The organism is Cellulophaga baltica 18 (assembly GCF_000468615.2).
Lineage (GTDB): Bacteria > Bacteroidota > Bacteroidia > Flavobacteriales > Flavobacteriaceae > Cellulophaga > Cellulophaga baltica.
This window is the reverse complement of sequence record NZ_CP009976.1, coordinates 2,114,435-2,130,565: the sequence shown is the minus strand read 5'-3', so window position 1 is coordinate 2,130,565 and position 16,131 is coordinate 2,114,435. Positions and strand designations below refer to the sequence as shown.

Annotated in this window: 18 protein-coding genes; 10 read left to right on the top strand and 8 right to left on the bottom strand. The window is 34.7% G+C overall.

All coding sequences use genetic code 11. From position 1 onward, the window contains the following. Positions 1–82 precede the first annotated feature (82 nt). The 8 genes from rpsU to M666_RS09110 all read right to left on the bottom strand — a co-directional run bounded on the left by rpsU (position 83) and on the right by M666_RS09110 (position 7,322). Positions 83–277 (bottom strand): 30S ribosomal protein S21, encoded by a 195-nt coding sequence (gene rpsU / locus M666_RS09145; RefSeq protein WP_013551133.1) that lies wholly within the window; start codon positions 275–277, stop codon positions 83–85. 131 nt (positions 278–408) lie between these two features. Beyond that, complete coding sequence (locus M666_RS09140; RefSeq protein WP_029446959.1) at positions 409–1,581, bottom strand: acyl-CoA dehydrogenase family protein; 1,173 nt, start codon at positions 1,579–1,581, stop codon at positions 409–411. An 86-nt stretch (positions 1,582–1,667) separates the two neighbouring features. Continuing rightward, positions 1,668–2,549 (bottom strand): ComEA family DNA-binding protein, encoded by an 882-nt coding sequence (locus M666_RS09135; protein WP_029446960.1) that lies wholly within the window; start codon positions 2,547–2,549, stop codon positions 1,668–1,670. Between the two features lie 11 nt (positions 2,550–2,560). Further along, on the bottom strand, positions 2,561–4,270 hold the full coding sequence (locus M666_RS09130; protein WP_029446961.1) for an alanine/glycine:cation symporter family protein: 1,710 nt from the start codon (positions 4,268–4,270) through the stop codon (positions 2,561–2,563). A gap of 88 nt (positions 4,271–4,358) precedes the next feature. Beyond that, entirely contained in the window at positions 4,359–5,366 is a 1,008-nt protein-coding gene (locus tag M666_RS09125; RefSeq protein WP_024481568.1) for a potassium channel family protein, read from the bottom strand. Between the two features lie 3 nt (positions 5,367–5,369). Further along, the gene (locus M666_RS09120) at positions 5,370–5,597 is read right to left on the bottom strand and encodes a PspC family transcriptional regulator (RefSeq protein WP_025615752.1); all 228 of its coding nucleotides are present in this window, start codon (positions 5,595–5,597) and stop codon (positions 5,370–5,372) included. A 9-nt stretch (positions 5,598–5,606) separates the two neighbouring features. Next, entirely contained in the window at positions 5,607–6,887 is a 1,281-nt protein-coding gene (locus tag M666_RS09115) for a DUF2851 family protein (protein WP_029446962.1), read from the bottom strand. A 123-nt stretch (positions 6,888–7,010) separates the two neighbouring features. Continuing rightward, positions 7,011–7,322, bottom strand: coding sequence for a rhodanese-like domain-containing protein (locus M666_RS09110; protein ID WP_029446963.1), 312 nt, complete (start codon positions 7,320–7,322; stop codon positions 7,011–7,013). A 282-nt stretch (positions 7,323–7,604) separates the two neighbouring features. Between M666_RS09110 and M666_RS09105 the strand changes: the two genes are divergently transcribed. The 10 genes from M666_RS09105 (at position 7,605) to trpA (ending at position 16,128) form a co-directional block, all read left to right on the top strand. Then, the gene (locus M666_RS09105) at positions 7,605–8,051 is read left to right on the top strand and encodes a MarR family winged helix-turn-helix transcriptional regulator (protein ID WP_025615754.1); all 447 of its coding nucleotides are present in this window, start codon (positions 7,605–7,607) and stop codon (positions 8,049–8,051) included. Positions 8,052–8,059: 8 nt separating this feature from the next. Beyond that, positions 8,060–8,692 carry an NAD(P)H-dependent oxidoreductase gene (locus M666_RS09100; protein ID WP_029446964.1) on the top strand — a complete coding sequence of 211 codons (633 nt, stop codon included), beginning with the start codon at positions 8,060–8,062 and terminating at the stop codon, positions 8,690–8,692. A 32-nt stretch (positions 8,693–8,724) separates the two neighbouring features. Beyond that, the gene (locus M666_RS09095) at positions 8,725–9,309 is read left to right on the top strand and encodes a YceI family protein (protein ID WP_024481575.1); all 585 of its coding nucleotides are present in this window, start codon (positions 8,725–8,727) and stop codon (positions 9,307–9,309) included. A 242-nt stretch (positions 9,310–9,551) separates the two neighbouring features. Beyond that, entirely contained in the window at positions 9,552–10,949 is a 1,398-nt protein-coding gene (locus M666_RS09090; protein WP_029446965.1) for an anthranilate synthase component I family protein, read from the top strand. Positions 10,950–10,951: 2 nt separating this feature from the next. Further along, on the top strand, positions 10,952–11,518 hold the full coding sequence (locus tag M666_RS09085) for an anthranilate synthase component II (RefSeq protein ID WP_029446966.1): 567 nt from the start codon (positions 10,952–10,954) through the stop codon (positions 11,516–11,518). 93 nt (positions 11,519–11,611) lie between these two features. Beyond that, positions 11,612–12,607, top strand: coding sequence for an anthranilate phosphoribosyltransferase (gene trpD, locus M666_RS09080; RefSeq protein ID WP_025615759.1), 996 nt, complete (start codon positions 11,612–11,614; stop codon positions 12,605–12,607). A gap of 8 nt (positions 12,608–12,615) precedes the next feature. Beyond that, positions 12,616–13,404, top strand: coding sequence for an indole-3-glycerol phosphate synthase TrpC (gene trpC / locus M666_RS09075; RefSeq protein WP_029446967.1), 789 nt, complete (start codon positions 12,616–12,618; stop codon positions 13,402–13,404). 7 nt (positions 13,405–13,411) lie between these two features. Beyond that, on the top strand, positions 13,412–14,095 hold the full coding sequence (locus M666_RS09070; protein ID WP_052206650.1) for a phosphoribosylanthranilate isomerase: 684 nt from the start codon (positions 13,412–13,414) through the stop codon (positions 14,093–14,095). 76 nt (positions 14,096–14,171) lie between these two features. Next, positions 14,172–15,353, top strand: coding sequence for a tryptophan synthase subunit beta (gene trpB / locus M666_RS09065; RefSeq protein WP_024481581.1), 1,182 nt, complete (start codon positions 14,172–14,174; stop codon positions 15,351–15,353). Between the two features lie 13 nt (positions 15,354–15,366). Further along, entirely contained in the window at positions 15,367–16,128 is a 762-nt protein-coding gene (trpA, locus tag M666_RS09060) for a tryptophan synthase subunit alpha (RefSeq protein WP_029446969.1), read from the top strand. The last annotated feature ends 3 nt before the right edge of the window (positions 16,129–16,131 follow it).

The window sequence follows — 16,131 nt, the reverse complement described above, 5'->3', positions numbered from 1 at the left end:
AATAGGCAATAAAAAAAGCCTTGCAATAAAAAAAGCCTTGCAATAAATTGCAAGGCTTTACTATATTATAAACATAGAGCTATTAAATCTCTTCTTGATCTCTCAAGCCTTGAATATAATGCGCTTTCTGAATCTGCGCTCTACGTGCCACTGATGGCTTCGTAAACTGCTGACGCTTTCTTAATTGACGCATTGTTCCAGTTCTATCGAACTTACGCTTGAAACGCTTCAATGCTCTATCTATGTTTTCTCCTTCTTTTATCGGTATAATTAACATGGGCTACAACCTCCTCTCTTTAGTGATTAAGGCTGCAAATATATAAACTATTCTCTAACTAGCAACCCATCCTCAGAGAAATCCACAAAATTAAAACTATAGTACTGAAAATCAACACTATAAAAACAATACTATTCTACCTTCGTAGTCTTATATTCCTTTTTATCTATAATAATCTTGGCTAAGATTTCTTTTAAGATCTCAGAAGTTCCTCCGCCAATTGGCCCTAATCGGCTATCACGAAGCAACCTCGCCAACGGATAATCTTCCATATAACCATAGCCTCCTAAAAATTGTAAACAGTCATAGATGACCACATCTGCCATTTTAGTGGACTTTAATTTAGAAATGGTAGCCTCTTTAACCACGTACTCTCCTTTATTTAACCTGTAAGCTACCAAATAATTATACTCACGGCACATTTCCATATCTGCCTGCAACTCTACAAAACGATGACGTAAGGCCTGATATTTATTAATAGATTTACCGAAGGCTTGTCTTTCTGACATGTATTGTAACGTGTAATCTAATGCATATTCTGCCCTAGCATGAGCATTAATCCCCATAACCAAACGCTCTAAAGCAAAGTGCTCCATAATATATGAAAAACCCTTTCCTTCTTCTCCCATTAAATTTGCTGCAGGAATAGTTACATTATCAAAAGCAATCTCTCCGGTGTCTGATGCACGCCAGCCTAATTTATTTAATTTTGTCGCCGTGATCCCTGGTACTTTTTTATCCACTAAAAAAATACTTATTCCTTTGTTTCCTAACTCAGGACTAGTTTTTGCCGCAACAATCATATAATCACAGTAGACCCCATTGGTTATAAATGTTTTTGACCCGTTGATAACATAGGTATCGCCTTTCTTTTCTGCCGTAGTTCGCATCCCCGCAACATCACTACCACCAAAGGGTTCTGAAATACACAAGCAACCTATTTTTTCCCCTAACACACTAGGCGTCAAATATTCTTTTTTTAATTGATCATCTGCTTCTTTATTTAAATGTGTCATGGCAAGATAAGCGTGTGCCCACATTGCAGCAGCGAAGCCTCCTGAATTAATTTTTTGAAGTTCTTCAAGAAGAATAACGGTATAAAATAAATCCAATTCTAAACCACCATCTTTTTCTGGTGTAGCTAGACCGAAATAGCCCATTTCACCAAACTTAGCCCAAATAAAACGTTCTATAGTACCCGTACTCTCCCATTTCTCAATATGAGGAACAACTTCTTTCTTTAAAAAATTTTTGAGACTTTCCCTAAACAACTGATGCTCTTCTGTGAAGTACATACTTTTCATCTATATATTTTTTTTGAAAATTAATTTTTAAGATGAAAATACCATTCATCTGACGGGCAAATAATGGCACTTTCCATAGCTTTTTTTTACAATAACAAATATAAAGATATTCTACTGATTTTTTCGGAAGGAAAACCCTCTATATTTTTTAATTCCTCAAAAGAATGAATACCCTTATTTTCTTCACGATATAAAACAATAGCCTTAGAAACTGCATAACTTAAATAAACTAATTGCGCCATTTCTGAGGCCGAAGCAGTATTAATATTGATCTTACTTATTTCTGGTGGAGCTAACACTTTAAACTTCTTTGTTATTCTTTGCACTACAGCAGGCTCTAAACCATAGACTTCTGACACTTGTACATCATCTACAAAACCTCCCAATCTATCTCTAAATTTTACAATGCGAGCAGAAAGCTTTTCACCCACTCCATTCACCTCTTGTAACTCGATCGCCGTAACTGTGTTGATATCTTTTACCGTTATAGCCCCTGATGTAAGATTTCCTTCAAGATCACCCACCATTACCTTGATTTGATCCTTAGCTTTTTTAACCCAATCCGGAAATTTAAAATAAGGTGAAATTTTATTCAATAAAGAATCTGACACCATGGTTACATGTTGAAAATCTTGAACAGAATTGATAAATTTATTTGCAGCCCTAAACTGATGTAACCGATCAATTTCTAAGACGGACATCCCTAAAGTGTATCCTTTATAATCTGTAATGTAATTAGGGTTAAAGGGATAAATAATAAGACGATCCTTTTGGTTTGCAGTTTCCTTAAGTGCATCTATTTGAGCTTGCGTGGCGTCATCAACCTTTAAAAGCTTTGCTGAATTACGACTTGCTACCTTAGAATATATCACATACCCCACTTGAAGTATGACAATAATGAGAAGTAAAAAGAAAATCCCACTTCGTTCTTGTTTTGAGAACTTGAAGTGGGATTTAAATGAATTCATAAGAATACTATTTAGTTATCTATAGCATCATACTTTAACTTAATAGCATCAAGATATCTTTTAAGTTGCTTTTTAACTACTGGGAAAAGGAAAAATAATCCTACCATATTAGGGAAAACCATTGCAAAAATCATTGCATCTGAGAATGCCCAAATAGACCCCATACTTGCAGCAGCACCAATTACTACAAATGTTAAGAATAAAAATTTATAGGTTAAATCTGCCGCTTTACCTCTACCGAATAAAAACTTCCAAGATTGTAGTCCGTAATAAGACCAAGAAATCATAGTAGAAACTGCAAACAATACTACTGCTATTGTTAAGAAAACATTAGAGTAAGGAATGTAAGCCGCAAAAGCTTTAGCGGTAATACCAGCTCCTTGAACAACATCTGCCCCTATCTGAACCGCACCACTACCATCTGTACTTACATCTAAACCATATTCAAAATATCCGCCAAAATTGAAGATAACAATTACTAAAGCCGTCATGGTACAAATTAACACGGTATCTATAAAAGGTTCTAGTAAAGCTACTAAACCTTCACTTGCTGAATATTTTGTTCTTACTGCAGAGTGAGCAATAGACGCAGAACCTGCACCTGCTTCATTAGAGAATGCTGCTCTTTTAAACCCGACTAACAAAACACCAATTACCCCACCAACACCAATGGCTTTTGGATTAAATGCTTCTGTAACGATTAAAGCAACCGCATCATCAATTAAATTGAAATTAGCAAAAATGATATACAAACAGGCAACTACATACATAATAGCCATAAAAGGAACTACTTTTTCCGTTACCTGCGCAATTCTCTTAATACCTCCGATAATGATAATACCTACTAATATTGCAAGCCCTAAACCAACAATAGCACCGGCCGCTGTACTCTGCCAGTTAAATAATTCTTTTAATACAATAGTTGCTTGGTTAGATTGCGCAGCGTTACCGCCACCAAAAGAACCTCCAATACAGAAGATAGCAAAAATTACCGCAGCAACTTTACCTAATTTTTGGAATCCTCTTTCCTTTAATCCTTTGCTCAAATAATACATAGGACCTCCGTAAACCGTTCCATCTTCTCCGACATCACGATACTGAACTCCCAATGTACATTCTACAAATTTTGTAGACATCCCTAAAAGACCGCAGACAATCATCCAAAATGTAGCCCCAGGACCACCTAACGCAATTGCTAATGCCACCCCGGCAATGTTACCATTACCAACAGTACCAGATACTGCTGTTGCAAGTGCCTGAAAGTGACTTACTTCTCCGTCTGAACTTTCATCTCTAATCGTATCTATAATATCACCGTTTACAGCTAAATCATCTTCTAAGCCTACTAAATGCTCTTCTATATCTACATTAGATAAATCTTGACCTTGTGCAATACCATCTTCACCATATAATTCTTTGGCACCATGCTTTTCAATATCTTCATATTTACCTCTTACGGTATTAATTGCTTTTCCAAAAAACCTAACATTAGGAAATCCAAAATAGATTGTAAAAAACAAAGCACTTGCTACTAATAAAACTAAAACAAAGGGAATATCTGGGTCTTGCCAAACATTGAAGAAAATTACTGCGGAAAAGAAATCGGAAATAGGCTTAAATGCTTCATCAATTTTTTCATCTAATCCTTTTTCCACTACCTCTTGAGAAAAGGTAAAAATAGGCGCCATTAATGCAAACAGCGTAAGAAGTCTATACTTCATAATATGTAAATTTGTTTTATAATTAGTCTAGTCGTCAGCAATATCTTAAAAAAAAACAACGCAATCAAGGAATATTATTTAAATCTCTTTAAACGATATGAAACATTTCGTTCAGTTTTCTGATTTGCTCCGGCCTTCCTAATACAATTACCTTACTTTTTGGCTGCAGTTGCAAATCTGCTTCAGGATTAATTATATAGTCGCCTTCTGGCGATATATACCCTATAATTGTACAGCCTGTTTTTCTTCTTAGATCAAGATCACGAAGCGAATTACATTCCATTTGATCTGTAAAATCTTCTATAGAAACCTCTTCTAAGTTAGTGGTATGCCCACCTTCCACAGAAAGCTTGTCCATAAAAGTGATTAAATCTGGCATCACCACCAAAGAGGCCATATGATCCCCACCAATTTTATCTGGCATAATCACTTTATTAGCCCCAGCCAACATTAATTTCTTTTGAGAATTTAATAAAGAGGCTCTACTGATGATAAAAAGATCTTTATTTAATTGTCTTGAAGATAGCACTACAAATAAATTGGTAGCATCATCCGGCAAAGCAGTAATTAAAAACTTTGCGCGGTCTATTCCCGCTTCCATCAATATTTCATCGTCATTGGCATCGCCTTCAATAAAAAGTATATTTTCTTCAAAACGTTCAATAATTTCTTTATCCTTTTCTATAATTACAAACGGGCGCTTATAAGCTTTTAAACGTTCTGCTGCTTGCGTACCATTTCTGCCGTAACCACAAACAATAACATGATCTGTAAGACTATTAATTTTAGATTTCACTTTTTTCTTTTTTAATATTTGAAGCGAATTTCTACCTAAAACATATTCGGTTATTACCGAAATCGCAAAGGCAAATATAAAAACGCTCGAAACAATTAATGATATGGTAAAAAATTTAGATTGCGCATCCAATGGTCGTACTTCAGAAAACCCTACGGTGGTTACCGTAATTATGGTCATGTAAATAGCATCTACCCAATCATAATTTGAAATATAACGATATCCTAGTATTCCAAACAGCAACACAGCTGTCATTAAAAATATTGCTAAATATATTTTAGATCTAAAAAGTCTAAGCATAGGTTACAGATCAAAGACTGACGTTCTCTTGGTGTATATTAAATCTTTAATTTTTAACCAAAAGGCTACAAATAAATATAAGGCGAAACCAAAACCAAGGGTTACAAAGGTTAAATAAATAAAAGATGTTCTCACTACACGAATACGAATCCCTAAACGTTCCGCAATACGCCTACATACTTCAAAACCATGTTTTTGAAAAAAGTATAATAATTGATATAAGAAATTCATCTGTTAAAATTAGTCATTTCCTTTTAATAAACTATTACCTACTTCACATTGCAAGCATTTATTTTTCACACAATAATTAGTATATAATTGCAGTAGAGACTGACTTTCCATAGCATTATGAGCCGAGATTTTAAGATTATTAAAAGTTTCTATAATCGAATTGTCTTCTTTTTTGATACCTAATATAATAGGTATTAAATTACTTTCAATCTCTTTTCCATGGTATTGCGCATGACAGAACTTAAGTGGCAATATCGTATTTATAATTAAAAGATCTATAAATTTCTTAGTAAGTTTCTTTTTACTTTTTTTAGATTCTTTTGCAAATGTATAATGGGTATCCCAATACTCACTGGCCGATACGTTGAATATACCGTAAAGTTCTTCTATGGAAGCGGCATCTATAAGCCGACTAAATAAATTATTTTGCCCTGCATACAAATTTGAAAATTGTGATAATCTAATTGTTGGAAAATTGGGTGGTCTCAATTTAAAAAATGCAGGCCTTACTGCATTTGACTCCTCACATTTAAATTTATGCTTCACATACTGATATTCATCTTTTAATTCCTTAAAATAAAGATCTGTATTGTTTTCGTCTAATAGGCCTGCATGACCAAATAGCAAACTTTCCAATTGCAAGGTATCTGCTCCTATTTTACGTACAGAAGTGAAATCTACACTTTGAGCCAGACTCAAAAAGGCATCTCCATTTATTTTTAATCCGAAATTTTTTAACAACAGCACAAACAGTACTTCTTCCCAATTATTCTTAGACTTTTTTAAAAGACTTAGAATTAAGGCCGATTTTTCTTCTAATCGCTCAAAATACATCCTGTCTAACCAGTTTTTTAAAACAAAACTATCTAAACCCGTAATTTGCTTTTCACAGTTAATAAAACGTTTTCCACTTTTTGAAAATAGCGCCTCATAAGCTTTAATCAATTTTGGAGATAAATAAGTTTTAAGTGCTAAAGTTGGTATTGGAATATTATCTTTTCTATGAACTGTAGCATCATCTTCCCATACTACATGCAAAATAACCGTATCATAGTTCTCATCTTGTTCGTGGTTATGTGCATACCAATCAGACGATTTTATATGTATCTCGACATTGCCGGCCCATAATTGACTTCCTATTCTAATTTGGGCATTAAAAAAATCTGGACCTGCAAGATGATTATGAGTTCCTACTTGAACTATTTCAATAGCCTCCCCACTCGTACTTACCAAGTTGGTTATTGGAAGTTTCTTATGTTTCCATATAAAATGCAAAAAATCTTCGCGCATGTAATCATATCATTAACAAGGCATAAGATAGTAAATAAAAGCAAAAAAGACCGTACTACTCATATAATCAGCAGTACGATCTTTCCTTTATATAAAATAAGATTCTAGGTAATTCTATAAGATTTACTCAGCAACCTCGCCTTCCCAATTCATGAAACCACCTAATAAATTATAAGCATTTTCAAATCCTACACTATTCATGATAGCACATGCTTGTCCGCTTCTTGCTCCAGAACGACAATACACATAATAACTTTTATTTTTGTCTAGTTTTTCAATCTCATCCAAAAAACCTTGCCCTAAATGAATATCTATATTTGTAGCTTCTGGAATGTAACCGCCTTCTACTTCTTCAGGTGTACGCACATCTAAAATAAAAGCATTGTCATCATTATTTAGTTGCTCTACCCATTCTTCTTGTGATAAATCTGCCATTTCTTTATGTTTTTTAAGTTCTCCAAAAATAGTGCATTATTTAAATAAAACCTTACACTTGGTTTATAGATTAGCATTTACGAGTTTGACAATTATGCTTATTAGAAATCTTAGCTTCTAAAATAAAATAGTATACCTTTTCATTATCAAGGCATCTATCCTTTAACTATCACTAGCTGATGTATCCATAATTTTAAAAAATCCCTCAAATTAAATTAACAAATAATTAATAACTACATCAGAAAATAAACATACATTTGTATATACAATTATTGTACAGACATGAATGTAGAAGCCATCATAAAAACAGAAAAAGAAATTCCTTTACGCCAAAGGACTCTTATTCATTTAAATCTAGTAAGTAATAAGGTAACAGAGATTACCACCAATAAGCTAAAACCTTTTGATGTTTCGCTTCAGCAATTTAATGTTTTAAGGATTTTAAGAGGTCAAAAAGGTAAAGCTGCCAATTTGAGCACACTTAATGATCGTATGGTTACTAAAATGAGTAATACCACTAGACTTGTTGATAAGCTAATAACTAAAGGGTATGTATTACGCACTGCTTGTGAAAGCAACCGCAGAAAAGTAGAGATCTACATTACGGAATCAGGTTTAGACGCTTTATTGCAAATGGATAAAGCAATGCAAAGTGCAGACGAGACTATTCTTGAAAAATTTACAAACGAAGACTTAATAGTATTGAACAAATTATTTGATAAATTTTAAAATAACACATGAACAATTATATTGACAACTTAAACTGGCGTTACGCCACCAAAAAATTTGATGCTACAAAAAAGGTTTCAAAAGAAGATTTTGAAACTATATTAGAAGCCGCATCCTTAACAGCATCTTCTTATGGGCTACAACCGTATAAAATACTTGTAATAGAAGATCCTGCTATACGGGAACAATTAAAACCATTTGCTTGGGGACAATCTCAAATTACGGATGCTACCTATTTAATAGCATTTGTACACCACACCACCTTTAATGAAGAATTAATAGACACTCATTTACAAGATATAAGTGACATAAGAGGTATCCCTTCTGAAGCATTAGCAGGGTATTCAGATTTCATGAAATCTAAACTAATGCCTTTATCTGATGAAACTAAAGCTGTCTGGGCAGCTAAACAAACTTATATTGCACTAGGAAATGTATTATCTGCTGCGGCTGATCTAAAAATTGACACTTGCCCTATGGAGGGTTTTGAGCCTGCTGAGTTCAATAAAATTTTAGGCTTAGACGCTCAAAATTTAAACACTTCTTTACTGGTAACCATTGGATACCGAGCAGAAGATGATGACACACAGCATTATAAAAAAGTTAGAAAATCTAAAGAAAAATTAATTCAATACATATAAACAACAATTACTAATTACTAAATTTTTAAAACATGAAAAAAAATATTTTAAGTGCCGTATTTGCAATCGTAATAGCAACAGCTGCAACAGCAGGAGTAAACCCAATAGATGGTGAAAAGAAAACCGTTAAAACAACAGAAAGTACTGTAACTTGGAAAGGGTACAAATTTGCAGGATCTCATGAAGGTAAGATTGCTTTGCAGTCCGGAGAACTTCTATTTGACGGTGATAAATTAACAGGAGGTGAGTTTGTTGTAGATATGGCAAGTATTACGGTTGGCGATTTAGCTGCTGGTCAAGGAAAAGAAAAATTAGAAGGCCACCTAAAAGCTGATGACTTTTTTGGGACTGAAAATTACGCAACATCAAAATTAGTTTTTACGAGCGTAAAAGCAACAGGCAAAAATTCTTATGATGTTACTGGAGATTTAACGATTAAAGGCATTACAAAAGCAGTTAGTTTTGACATCTCTGTATACGGTAGCAAAGCAACAGCTACTTTAAAAGTAGATAGAACTAACTATGATATACATTATGGTTCTACAAATTTCACAGATACTTTAAAGGATAAAGCTATTTATGATGAATTTGACTTAGTGGTTGATTTACAGTTCTAATTCACTAAAAAAAATAACAAAACCCCGTTGTACTGTTAATTCGTATAATGGGGTTTATTTTTTTACACAATGCTGTTTGAAATCTTAAAAATGATTTCTATCTTTGGAGTCAATGAAAAATTTAACTGTAAATACTTGGTGGTGGAATAACTTACGAAAAAACGCGTGAGCATAGCACCATTGTATTCAATTTATATAAGGCTTGTCATCACGACAAGCCTTACTTATTTTATAGCATTAAGATGACGTACAAACTACATACCCATTACAAAAAAATACTTGCTGATACCATTACACCAGTAAGCGTATACCTAAAAATTCGCGATCGCTTTCCTAACAGTATACTACTAGAAGGAAGTGATTACCATGCTAATGACAACAGTTTCTCTTATATCTGCTGCAATCCTATTGCGTCTATTAAAGTAGAAAACGAAATTATCACCCAGCAGTTCCCAGATGGTAACGTTGAAGAAATAGCTATTGATGCTTCTACGGATGTAGTAAGTATCATTGAAAATTACAGCAAGCGATTTATTGCCGATGAGAACGATTTTAAATTTATTGACAACGGCCTCTTTGGTTATATGGCATATGATGCTGTTCGGTACTTTGAGGATGTAAAGGTTTCTAAAAAAGAAAACTCTGTTGCTATCCCAGATATCTACTATGCGGTATACAAAAATATCATCGCTATTAATCATTTTAAAAATGAAGCGTATATTTTTTCTAACTGTTATGAGTCTGAAAATAACGTATCTGAAATAGAGCAGATATTAAATGTAAAGAATTTTGCTTCTTATAACTTTACCTTAGATGGTGCAGTTGCTTCAAATTTAGAAGACGATGATTTTAAAGAACATGTAAAACTTGCTAAAAAGCACTGCCAAAGAGGAGATGTTTTTCAACTAGTATTATCACGTCGTTTTTCCCAAGGGTTTAAAGGCGATGAATTTAATGTATATAGAGCGCTACGCTCTGTTAATCCATCACCGTACTTATTCTATTTTGATTATGGCGATTTTAAAATATTCGGAAGTTCTCCCGAAGCACAATTAGTCGTTAAAGATGGTGCTGCAGAAATTCATCCTATTGCAGGTACATTTAAACGTACCGGAGATGATGAAAAAGATGCGATTATCGCAAAAGAATTGACGGAGGATGACAAAGAAAATAGCGAGCATGTAATGCTTGTAGATTTAGCACGTAATGATTTGAGTCGTAATGGAAATATGGTGAGAGTAACCAACTACCGCGAAGTACAATTCTTTTCGCATGTTATTCATCTAGTATCTAAAGTCGTGGGACAAAAGAAAAAAGACATCCCTACAATGAAAGTAGTTGCAGATACTTTTCCCGCAGGTACCCTGAGTGGTGCGCCAAAACATATGGCCATGCAATTAATAGAAAAATACGAAAAAACAAGCAGAGGCTATTATGGCGGTGCAATAGGTTTTATGGATTTTAACGGAAATTTTAATCATGCCATTATGATTAGGACATTCCTTAGTAAAAACCATCACTTACATTACCAAGCTGGAGCAGGTATTGTTGCTGCCTCTAACCCTGAAGACGAATTACAAGAGACCTATAATAAACTTGGTGCTTTAACAAAAGCACTTGAAATTGCTGAGACCATATAATCATGAAGAAAATTTTAGTTATAGATAATTACGATAGCTTCACCTATAATCTAGTTCATTACTTAGAAGACCTAGATTGCGAAGTGATTGTAAAAAGAAACGATCAACTTTCTTTAGAAGAGGTTGATGCTTTTGAATACATTGTTCTTTCTCCAGGGCCAGGAATCCCTGAAGAGGCAGGTTTATTAAAAGAGATTATTAGAACCTACGCTCCTACAAAGAAAATTTTTGGCGTGTGCTTAGGACAACAAGCGATAGCCGAAGTCTTCGGTGGATCATTAATTAACCTTGAGCAGGTATACCACGGTATTGCTACGCCTATTTCTATCACACAAGAAGATGCTCTTTTTAAAGATTTACCGACCGAAATAAAAGTGGGTCGCTACCATTCTTGGGTCGTAAACCCTAAAGATTTACCCAACTCTTTGATTGCTACATCTTTTGATGTAAACGGACAAATTATGTCATTGCGCCATTCTACATATGATGTATCCGCAGTACAATTTCATCCAGAGTCTGTATTAACTCCTGACGGGAAAAAGATATTACAGAACTGGTTATTATCTTAAGCTAGAAAAGAAACACATAATTTTAGGAGGACCAAAAAATAAAGTAATAACACACTAAAAACCGTTCTAGTTCGGAACGGTAAAGAGGCGATTATGAAAGATATATTAAACAGACTAATTAACCACGATGTACTGTCTAAAGCAGATGCAAAGCAGGTATTGGTTAACATTGCAAAAGGAGATTACAACACCAGCCAGATTGCTGCTTTTTTAACGGTATATATGATGCGAAGTGTCACTATAGAAGAACTAGAAGGCTTTCGTGATGCCTTGCTAGAGCTTTGTTTAGCGGTAGATTTATCTGCCTATAATCCAGTAGACTTATGCGGTACTGGTGGTGATGGTAAAGATACTTTTAACATCTCTACACTAGCTTCTTTCGTTACTGCAGGTGCTGGTATTAAAGTGACCAAACATGGTAATTATGGTGTGTCTTCAAAATGCGGAAGCAGTAATGTCATGGAATTTTTAGGCATCAAATTTAGTAGTGATGCTGGTTTTTTAGAAAAAAGTATTGAAGAGGCCGGAATTTGCGTTTTACACGCTCCCCTATTTCACCCAGCCATGAAAAATGTAGCTCCCATCCGAAAAGAACTAGCGGTTAAAACATTTTTCAATATGTTAGGGCCTATGGTAAATCCTGCCTTCCCAAAGAACCAAATGGTAGGTGTTTTTAATCTAGAACTCGCTAGAATGTATGGATACCTTTATCAGAATACCGATAAAAACTTCACTGTACTTCATGCCTTAGATGGGTATGATGAAATTTCATTAACCGGAAATACAAAAACTATATCTAACACTACAGAAAGCATGCTTAAGCCTTCAGATTTTGGCGTGCGTGCTGTTACCATGCAAGAAATTGCAGGGGGAGAAAGTATTGAAGCATCTGCTCAAATATTTTTAAATATTTTGCAAGGAAAAGGCACAGAAGCTCAAATTAATGTGGTGTGTGCTAATGCCGGAATGGCCATTGCTACGGTTGACCGTTTAACGCCTATGCAAGGTTTTGAAAGAGCAAAAGAATCATTAGTAAGCGGAAAAGGATTAGCCGCTTTAAAAAAACTACAAGCATTGAGCGCCTTATAAAGAATAAGATGAACATATTAGATAAAATAGTAATAGACAAACGCAAAGAGGTAATCCTTAGAAAGTCTTTAATTCCAATAAAGCAATTAGAGCAATCGGTTTTATTTGACAGACCTGAAAATTCTCTAGCAATTGTCTTACGCAATAGTGCCTCTGGCATTATTGCAGAACACAAAAGAAGATCGCCTTCTAAATCAGAAATTAATCAAAGTTTAAATGTGCAAGACGTTGCTACGGGGTATGAAGACGCAGGAGTGTGTGGCATGTCTGTTTTAACCGATGCCAAATATTTTGGTGGTTCGCTAGATGATCTTCTCATTGCAAGAGCAGCTACTAAGTTTCCATTACTGCGTAAAGAATTTATCATTGATGAATACCAACTTTTAGAAGCAAAAGCATACGGGGCAGATGTAATTTTATTGATTGCTGCTATATTATCCAAAGAAGAAATTAAAAATCTTTCTGAGTTTGCAAAAAGCTTAAAACTAAACGTGCTATTAGAGGTACATAACGAAGAAGAGTTACAGAAATCTATCATGCCAAGTTTAGATATGTTAGGTGTAAACAATAGAAACTTGAAAACATTTGACGTAAGTCTTGAAACCAGTAAAGCACTTTCTACCTTAATTCCTGATGATTTTGTAAAAGTTTCTGAAAGCGGAATTAGTTCTATTGCTGCTATTCAAGATTTGAAAAACTATGGATACCAAGGTTTTTTAATTGGTGAAAATTTTATGAAAACTGATGCTCCTGGAACTCATGCCAAAAAATTTATTGAACAATTAGAAGCGAAATAATATAGAAATGACGGCAGATAAATACACCATATCAGACAACACACCGACAACTTTAGAGCATCATCATCTAAAGTTAAAAATTTGCGGCATGAAATTTAATACCGCTAATGTTGCTGCGTTGCAACCTGATTATTTAGGATTTATCTTTTGGGAACCTTCTAAAAGAAATTTTAAAGGCCCATTGGAAGCAATTCCACATCACATTAAAAAAGTGGGGGTATTTGTTGATGCTACTATCGAAGAAATTTCTCGCAAAGTTGAAGACTATAAGTTATTAGCTGTGCAGCTTCATGGTCATGAATCTCCTGAATTTTGCAAAGCATTAAAAGCAAAAATTAACACCATCCAAATTATAAAAGTTTTCTCTATCAAAGACGAATTTAATTTTGAAACTTTAGAAGCCTATGAAGAGGTCGCAGATTTCTTTTTATTTGATACCAAAGGAAAACTTCCTGGAGGAAACGGGTATACTTTTAATTGGGATGTCTTAAATAACTACCCTTCTAAAAAACCCTATTTTCTAAGTGGCGGTATTGGTCTTGAAGAAATAAGTAAACTAGAAGCCTTTTTAAAGATACCCGCTTCAAAATATTGCCATGCTATAGATGTTAATAGCAAATTTGAGACATCACCTGGCCTTAAGGACATAGACCGCTTAGAACAATTGATAAAAAATTTGAAAAAGAACTAAAATACAATGGAATCTTAAGGCTTCTTTTTCGACAAAAAAGAGAATACTTTTTATTTTTTACTAAATACTAATTCCTATGAATTATAACGCAACTGAAAAAGGATACTACGGAGAATTTGGCGGAGCATACATCCCAGAAATGCTATACCCAAACGTGGAAGAGTTACGCCAAAACTATCTGAAAGTAATGGCTGAACCAGACTTTAAAAAAGAATTTGATCAGCTATTAAAAGATTACGTCGGCAGACCATCGCCTTTGTATTTTGCTAAACGCCTTTCTGAAAAATACAATACGAAAGTATATTTAAAGCGTGAAGACCTGAACCATACTGGAGCTCACAAAGTAAATAATACAATAGGCCAAATATTAATGGCTAAGCGTCTTAAAAAAACTAGGATTATTGCTGAAACTGGCGCAGGGCAACACGGAGTAGCAACTGCTACCGTTTGTGCATTAATGGGCATGAAATGCGTGGTATATATGGGGGAAATAGATATTGCACGCCAAGCACCCAACGTTGCACGTATGAAAATGTTAGGTGCAGAAGTTAGGCCCGCTTTATCTGGCAGTAGGACCCTAAAAGACGCTACCAACGAAGCAATTCGTGATTGGATTAATAATCCCGTAGACACCCATTATATTATTGGTTCTGCTATAGGTCCGCACCCATACCCTGATATGGTCACGCGTTTTCAATCTATTATTTCTGAAGAAATAAAATGGCAATTAAAAGAAAAAGAAGGGCGCGAAAATCCTGATTATGTTGTAGCTTGTATAGGTGGCGGCAGTAATGCTGCAGGTACATATTATCATTTTTTACATGAACCAGAAGTTGGTATTATTGCGGTAGAAGCTGCGGGTAAAGGTGTAAATTCTGGCGAAAGCGCTGCAACTTCAGCTTTAGGAAAAGAAGGTGTCATCCATGGTTGTAAAACTTTATTAATGCAAACTAATGACGGACAAATTACAGAACCGTATTCTATATCTGCGGGATTGGATTACCCTGGAGTAGGCCCCTTACATGCTCACCTCTACACATCTGGTCGCGGAGAATTTTATTCTGCCACAGATGATGAAGCTATGAATTCTGGCTTAGAATTAACGCAATTAGAAGGTATTATTCCTGCTATAGAAACGAGTCATGCTTTAGCCATCTTTAAACACAAAACCTTTAAACCAGACGATGTGGTGGTTATTAGTTTATCTGGTCGTGGAGATAAAGATTTAGATAATTATATAAAATATTTCAATTTGTAAAAAAATAGTATCAATGAATAGAATAAATCAAAAAATGCAAGAGGATAAAAAACTCTTGTCTATATATTTTACTGCAGGATACCCTTCTTTAAATGATACCGTAAAAGTGATTCAAGATTTAGAGGCCAGTGGTATTGATATGATTGAAATAGGACTGCCTTTTAGCGATCCTCTGGCCGATGGACCCACTATTCAAAACAGTTCTACAGCTGCATTGAAAAATGGGATGACCACAAATATTCTTTTTGAGCAATTGAAAGACATCCGGAAGTCGGTTTCCATTCCCTTAATCTTAATGGGCTATTTTAACCCGATGTTGCAATACGGTGTAGAAGCCTTTTGTAAGAAATGTGCAGAAATAGGAATTGATGGATTAATAATGCCCGATCTCCCCTTAGATGTATATCAAGACGAGTATGAAGCTATTTTCAAGAAATATGATTTGAAAAATATCTTCTTAATTACGCCGCAAACAAGTGATACCCGCATTCTACAAATTGATGCCGCTTCTGATGCCTTTATTTATATGGTGAGTACCGCAAGTGTTACAGGATCAAAGTCTGGCTTTGGCGAAGAACAAACTACCTATTTTAATCGTATTGCTGCTATGAACCTTAAAAATCCTCAGATAGTAGGTTTCGGGATTAATAACTCAAGTACTTTTAAGCAAGCTACAACACACGCTAAAGGTGCTATTATTGGCTCTGCCTTTATAAAGCATCTTACAGAACATGGCGTAGCTACTATTCCTGAGTTTGTGAAGGAAATTAGATAGCTA

Coding starts and splice junctions, on each gene's coding strand:
- M666_RS09095 (WP_024481575.1), top strand. CDS start 8,725: ATGAAAAAAAATATTTTAAGTGCCGTATTTGCAATCGTAATAGCAACA.
- M666_RS09115 (WP_029446962.1), bottom strand. CDS start 6,887: ATGCGCGAAGATTTTTTGCATTTTATATGGAAACATAAGAAACTTCCA.
- trpA (WP_029446969.1), top strand. CDS start 15,367: ATGAATAGAATAAATCAAAAAATGCAAGAGGATAAAAAACTCTTGTCT.
- M666_RS09120 (WP_025615752.1), bottom strand. CDS start 5,597: ATGAATTTCTTATATCAATTATTATACTTTTTTCAAAAACATGGTTTT.
- M666_RS09140 (WP_029446959.1), bottom strand. CDS start 1,581: ATGAAAAGTATGTACTTCACAGAAGAGCATCAGTTGTTTAGGGAAAGT.
- trpB (WP_024481581.1), top strand. CDS start 14,172: ATGAATTATAACGCAACTGAAAAAGGATACTACGGAGAATTTGGCGGA.
- M666_RS09070 (WP_052206650.1), top strand. CDS start 13,412: ATGACGGCAGATAAATACACCATATCAGACAACACACCGACAACTTTA.
- M666_RS09110 (WP_029446963.1), bottom strand. CDS start 7,322: ATGGCAGATTTATCACAAGAAGAATGGGTAGAGCAACTAAATAATGAT.
- M666_RS09135 (WP_029446960.1), bottom strand. CDS start 2,549: ATGAATTCATTTAAATCCCACTTCAAGTTCTCAAAACAAGAACGAAGT.
- trpC (WP_029446967.1), top strand. CDS start 12,616: ATGAACATATTAGATAAAATAGTAATAGACAAACGCAAAGAGGTAATC.
- M666_RS09085 (WP_029446966.1), top strand. CDS start 10,952: ATGAAGAAAATTTTAGTTATAGATAATTACGATAGCTTCACCTATAAT.
- M666_RS09090 (WP_029446965.1), top strand. CDS start 9,552: ATGACGTACAAACTACATACCCATTACAAAAAAATACTTGCTGATACC.
- M666_RS09100 (WP_029446964.1), top strand. CDS start 8,060: ATGAACAATTATATTGACAACTTAAACTGGCGTTACGCCACCAAAAAA.
- rpsU (WP_013551133.1), bottom strand. CDS start 277: ATGTTAATTATACCGATAAAAGAAGGAGAAAACATAGATAGAGCATTG.
- M666_RS09130 (WP_029446961.1), bottom strand. CDS start 4,270: ATGAAGTATAGACTTCTTACGCTGTTTGCATTAATGGCGCCTATTTTT.
- trpD (WP_025615759.1), top strand. CDS start 11,612: ATGAAAGATATATTAAACAGACTAATTAACCACGATGTACTGTCTAAA.
- M666_RS09125 (WP_024481568.1), bottom strand. CDS start 5,366: ATGCTTAGACTTTTTAGATCTAAAATATATTTAGCAATATTTTTAATG.
- M666_RS09105 (WP_025615754.1), top strand. CDS start 7,605: ATGAATGTAGAAGCCATCATAAAAACAGAAAAAGAAATTCCTTTACGC.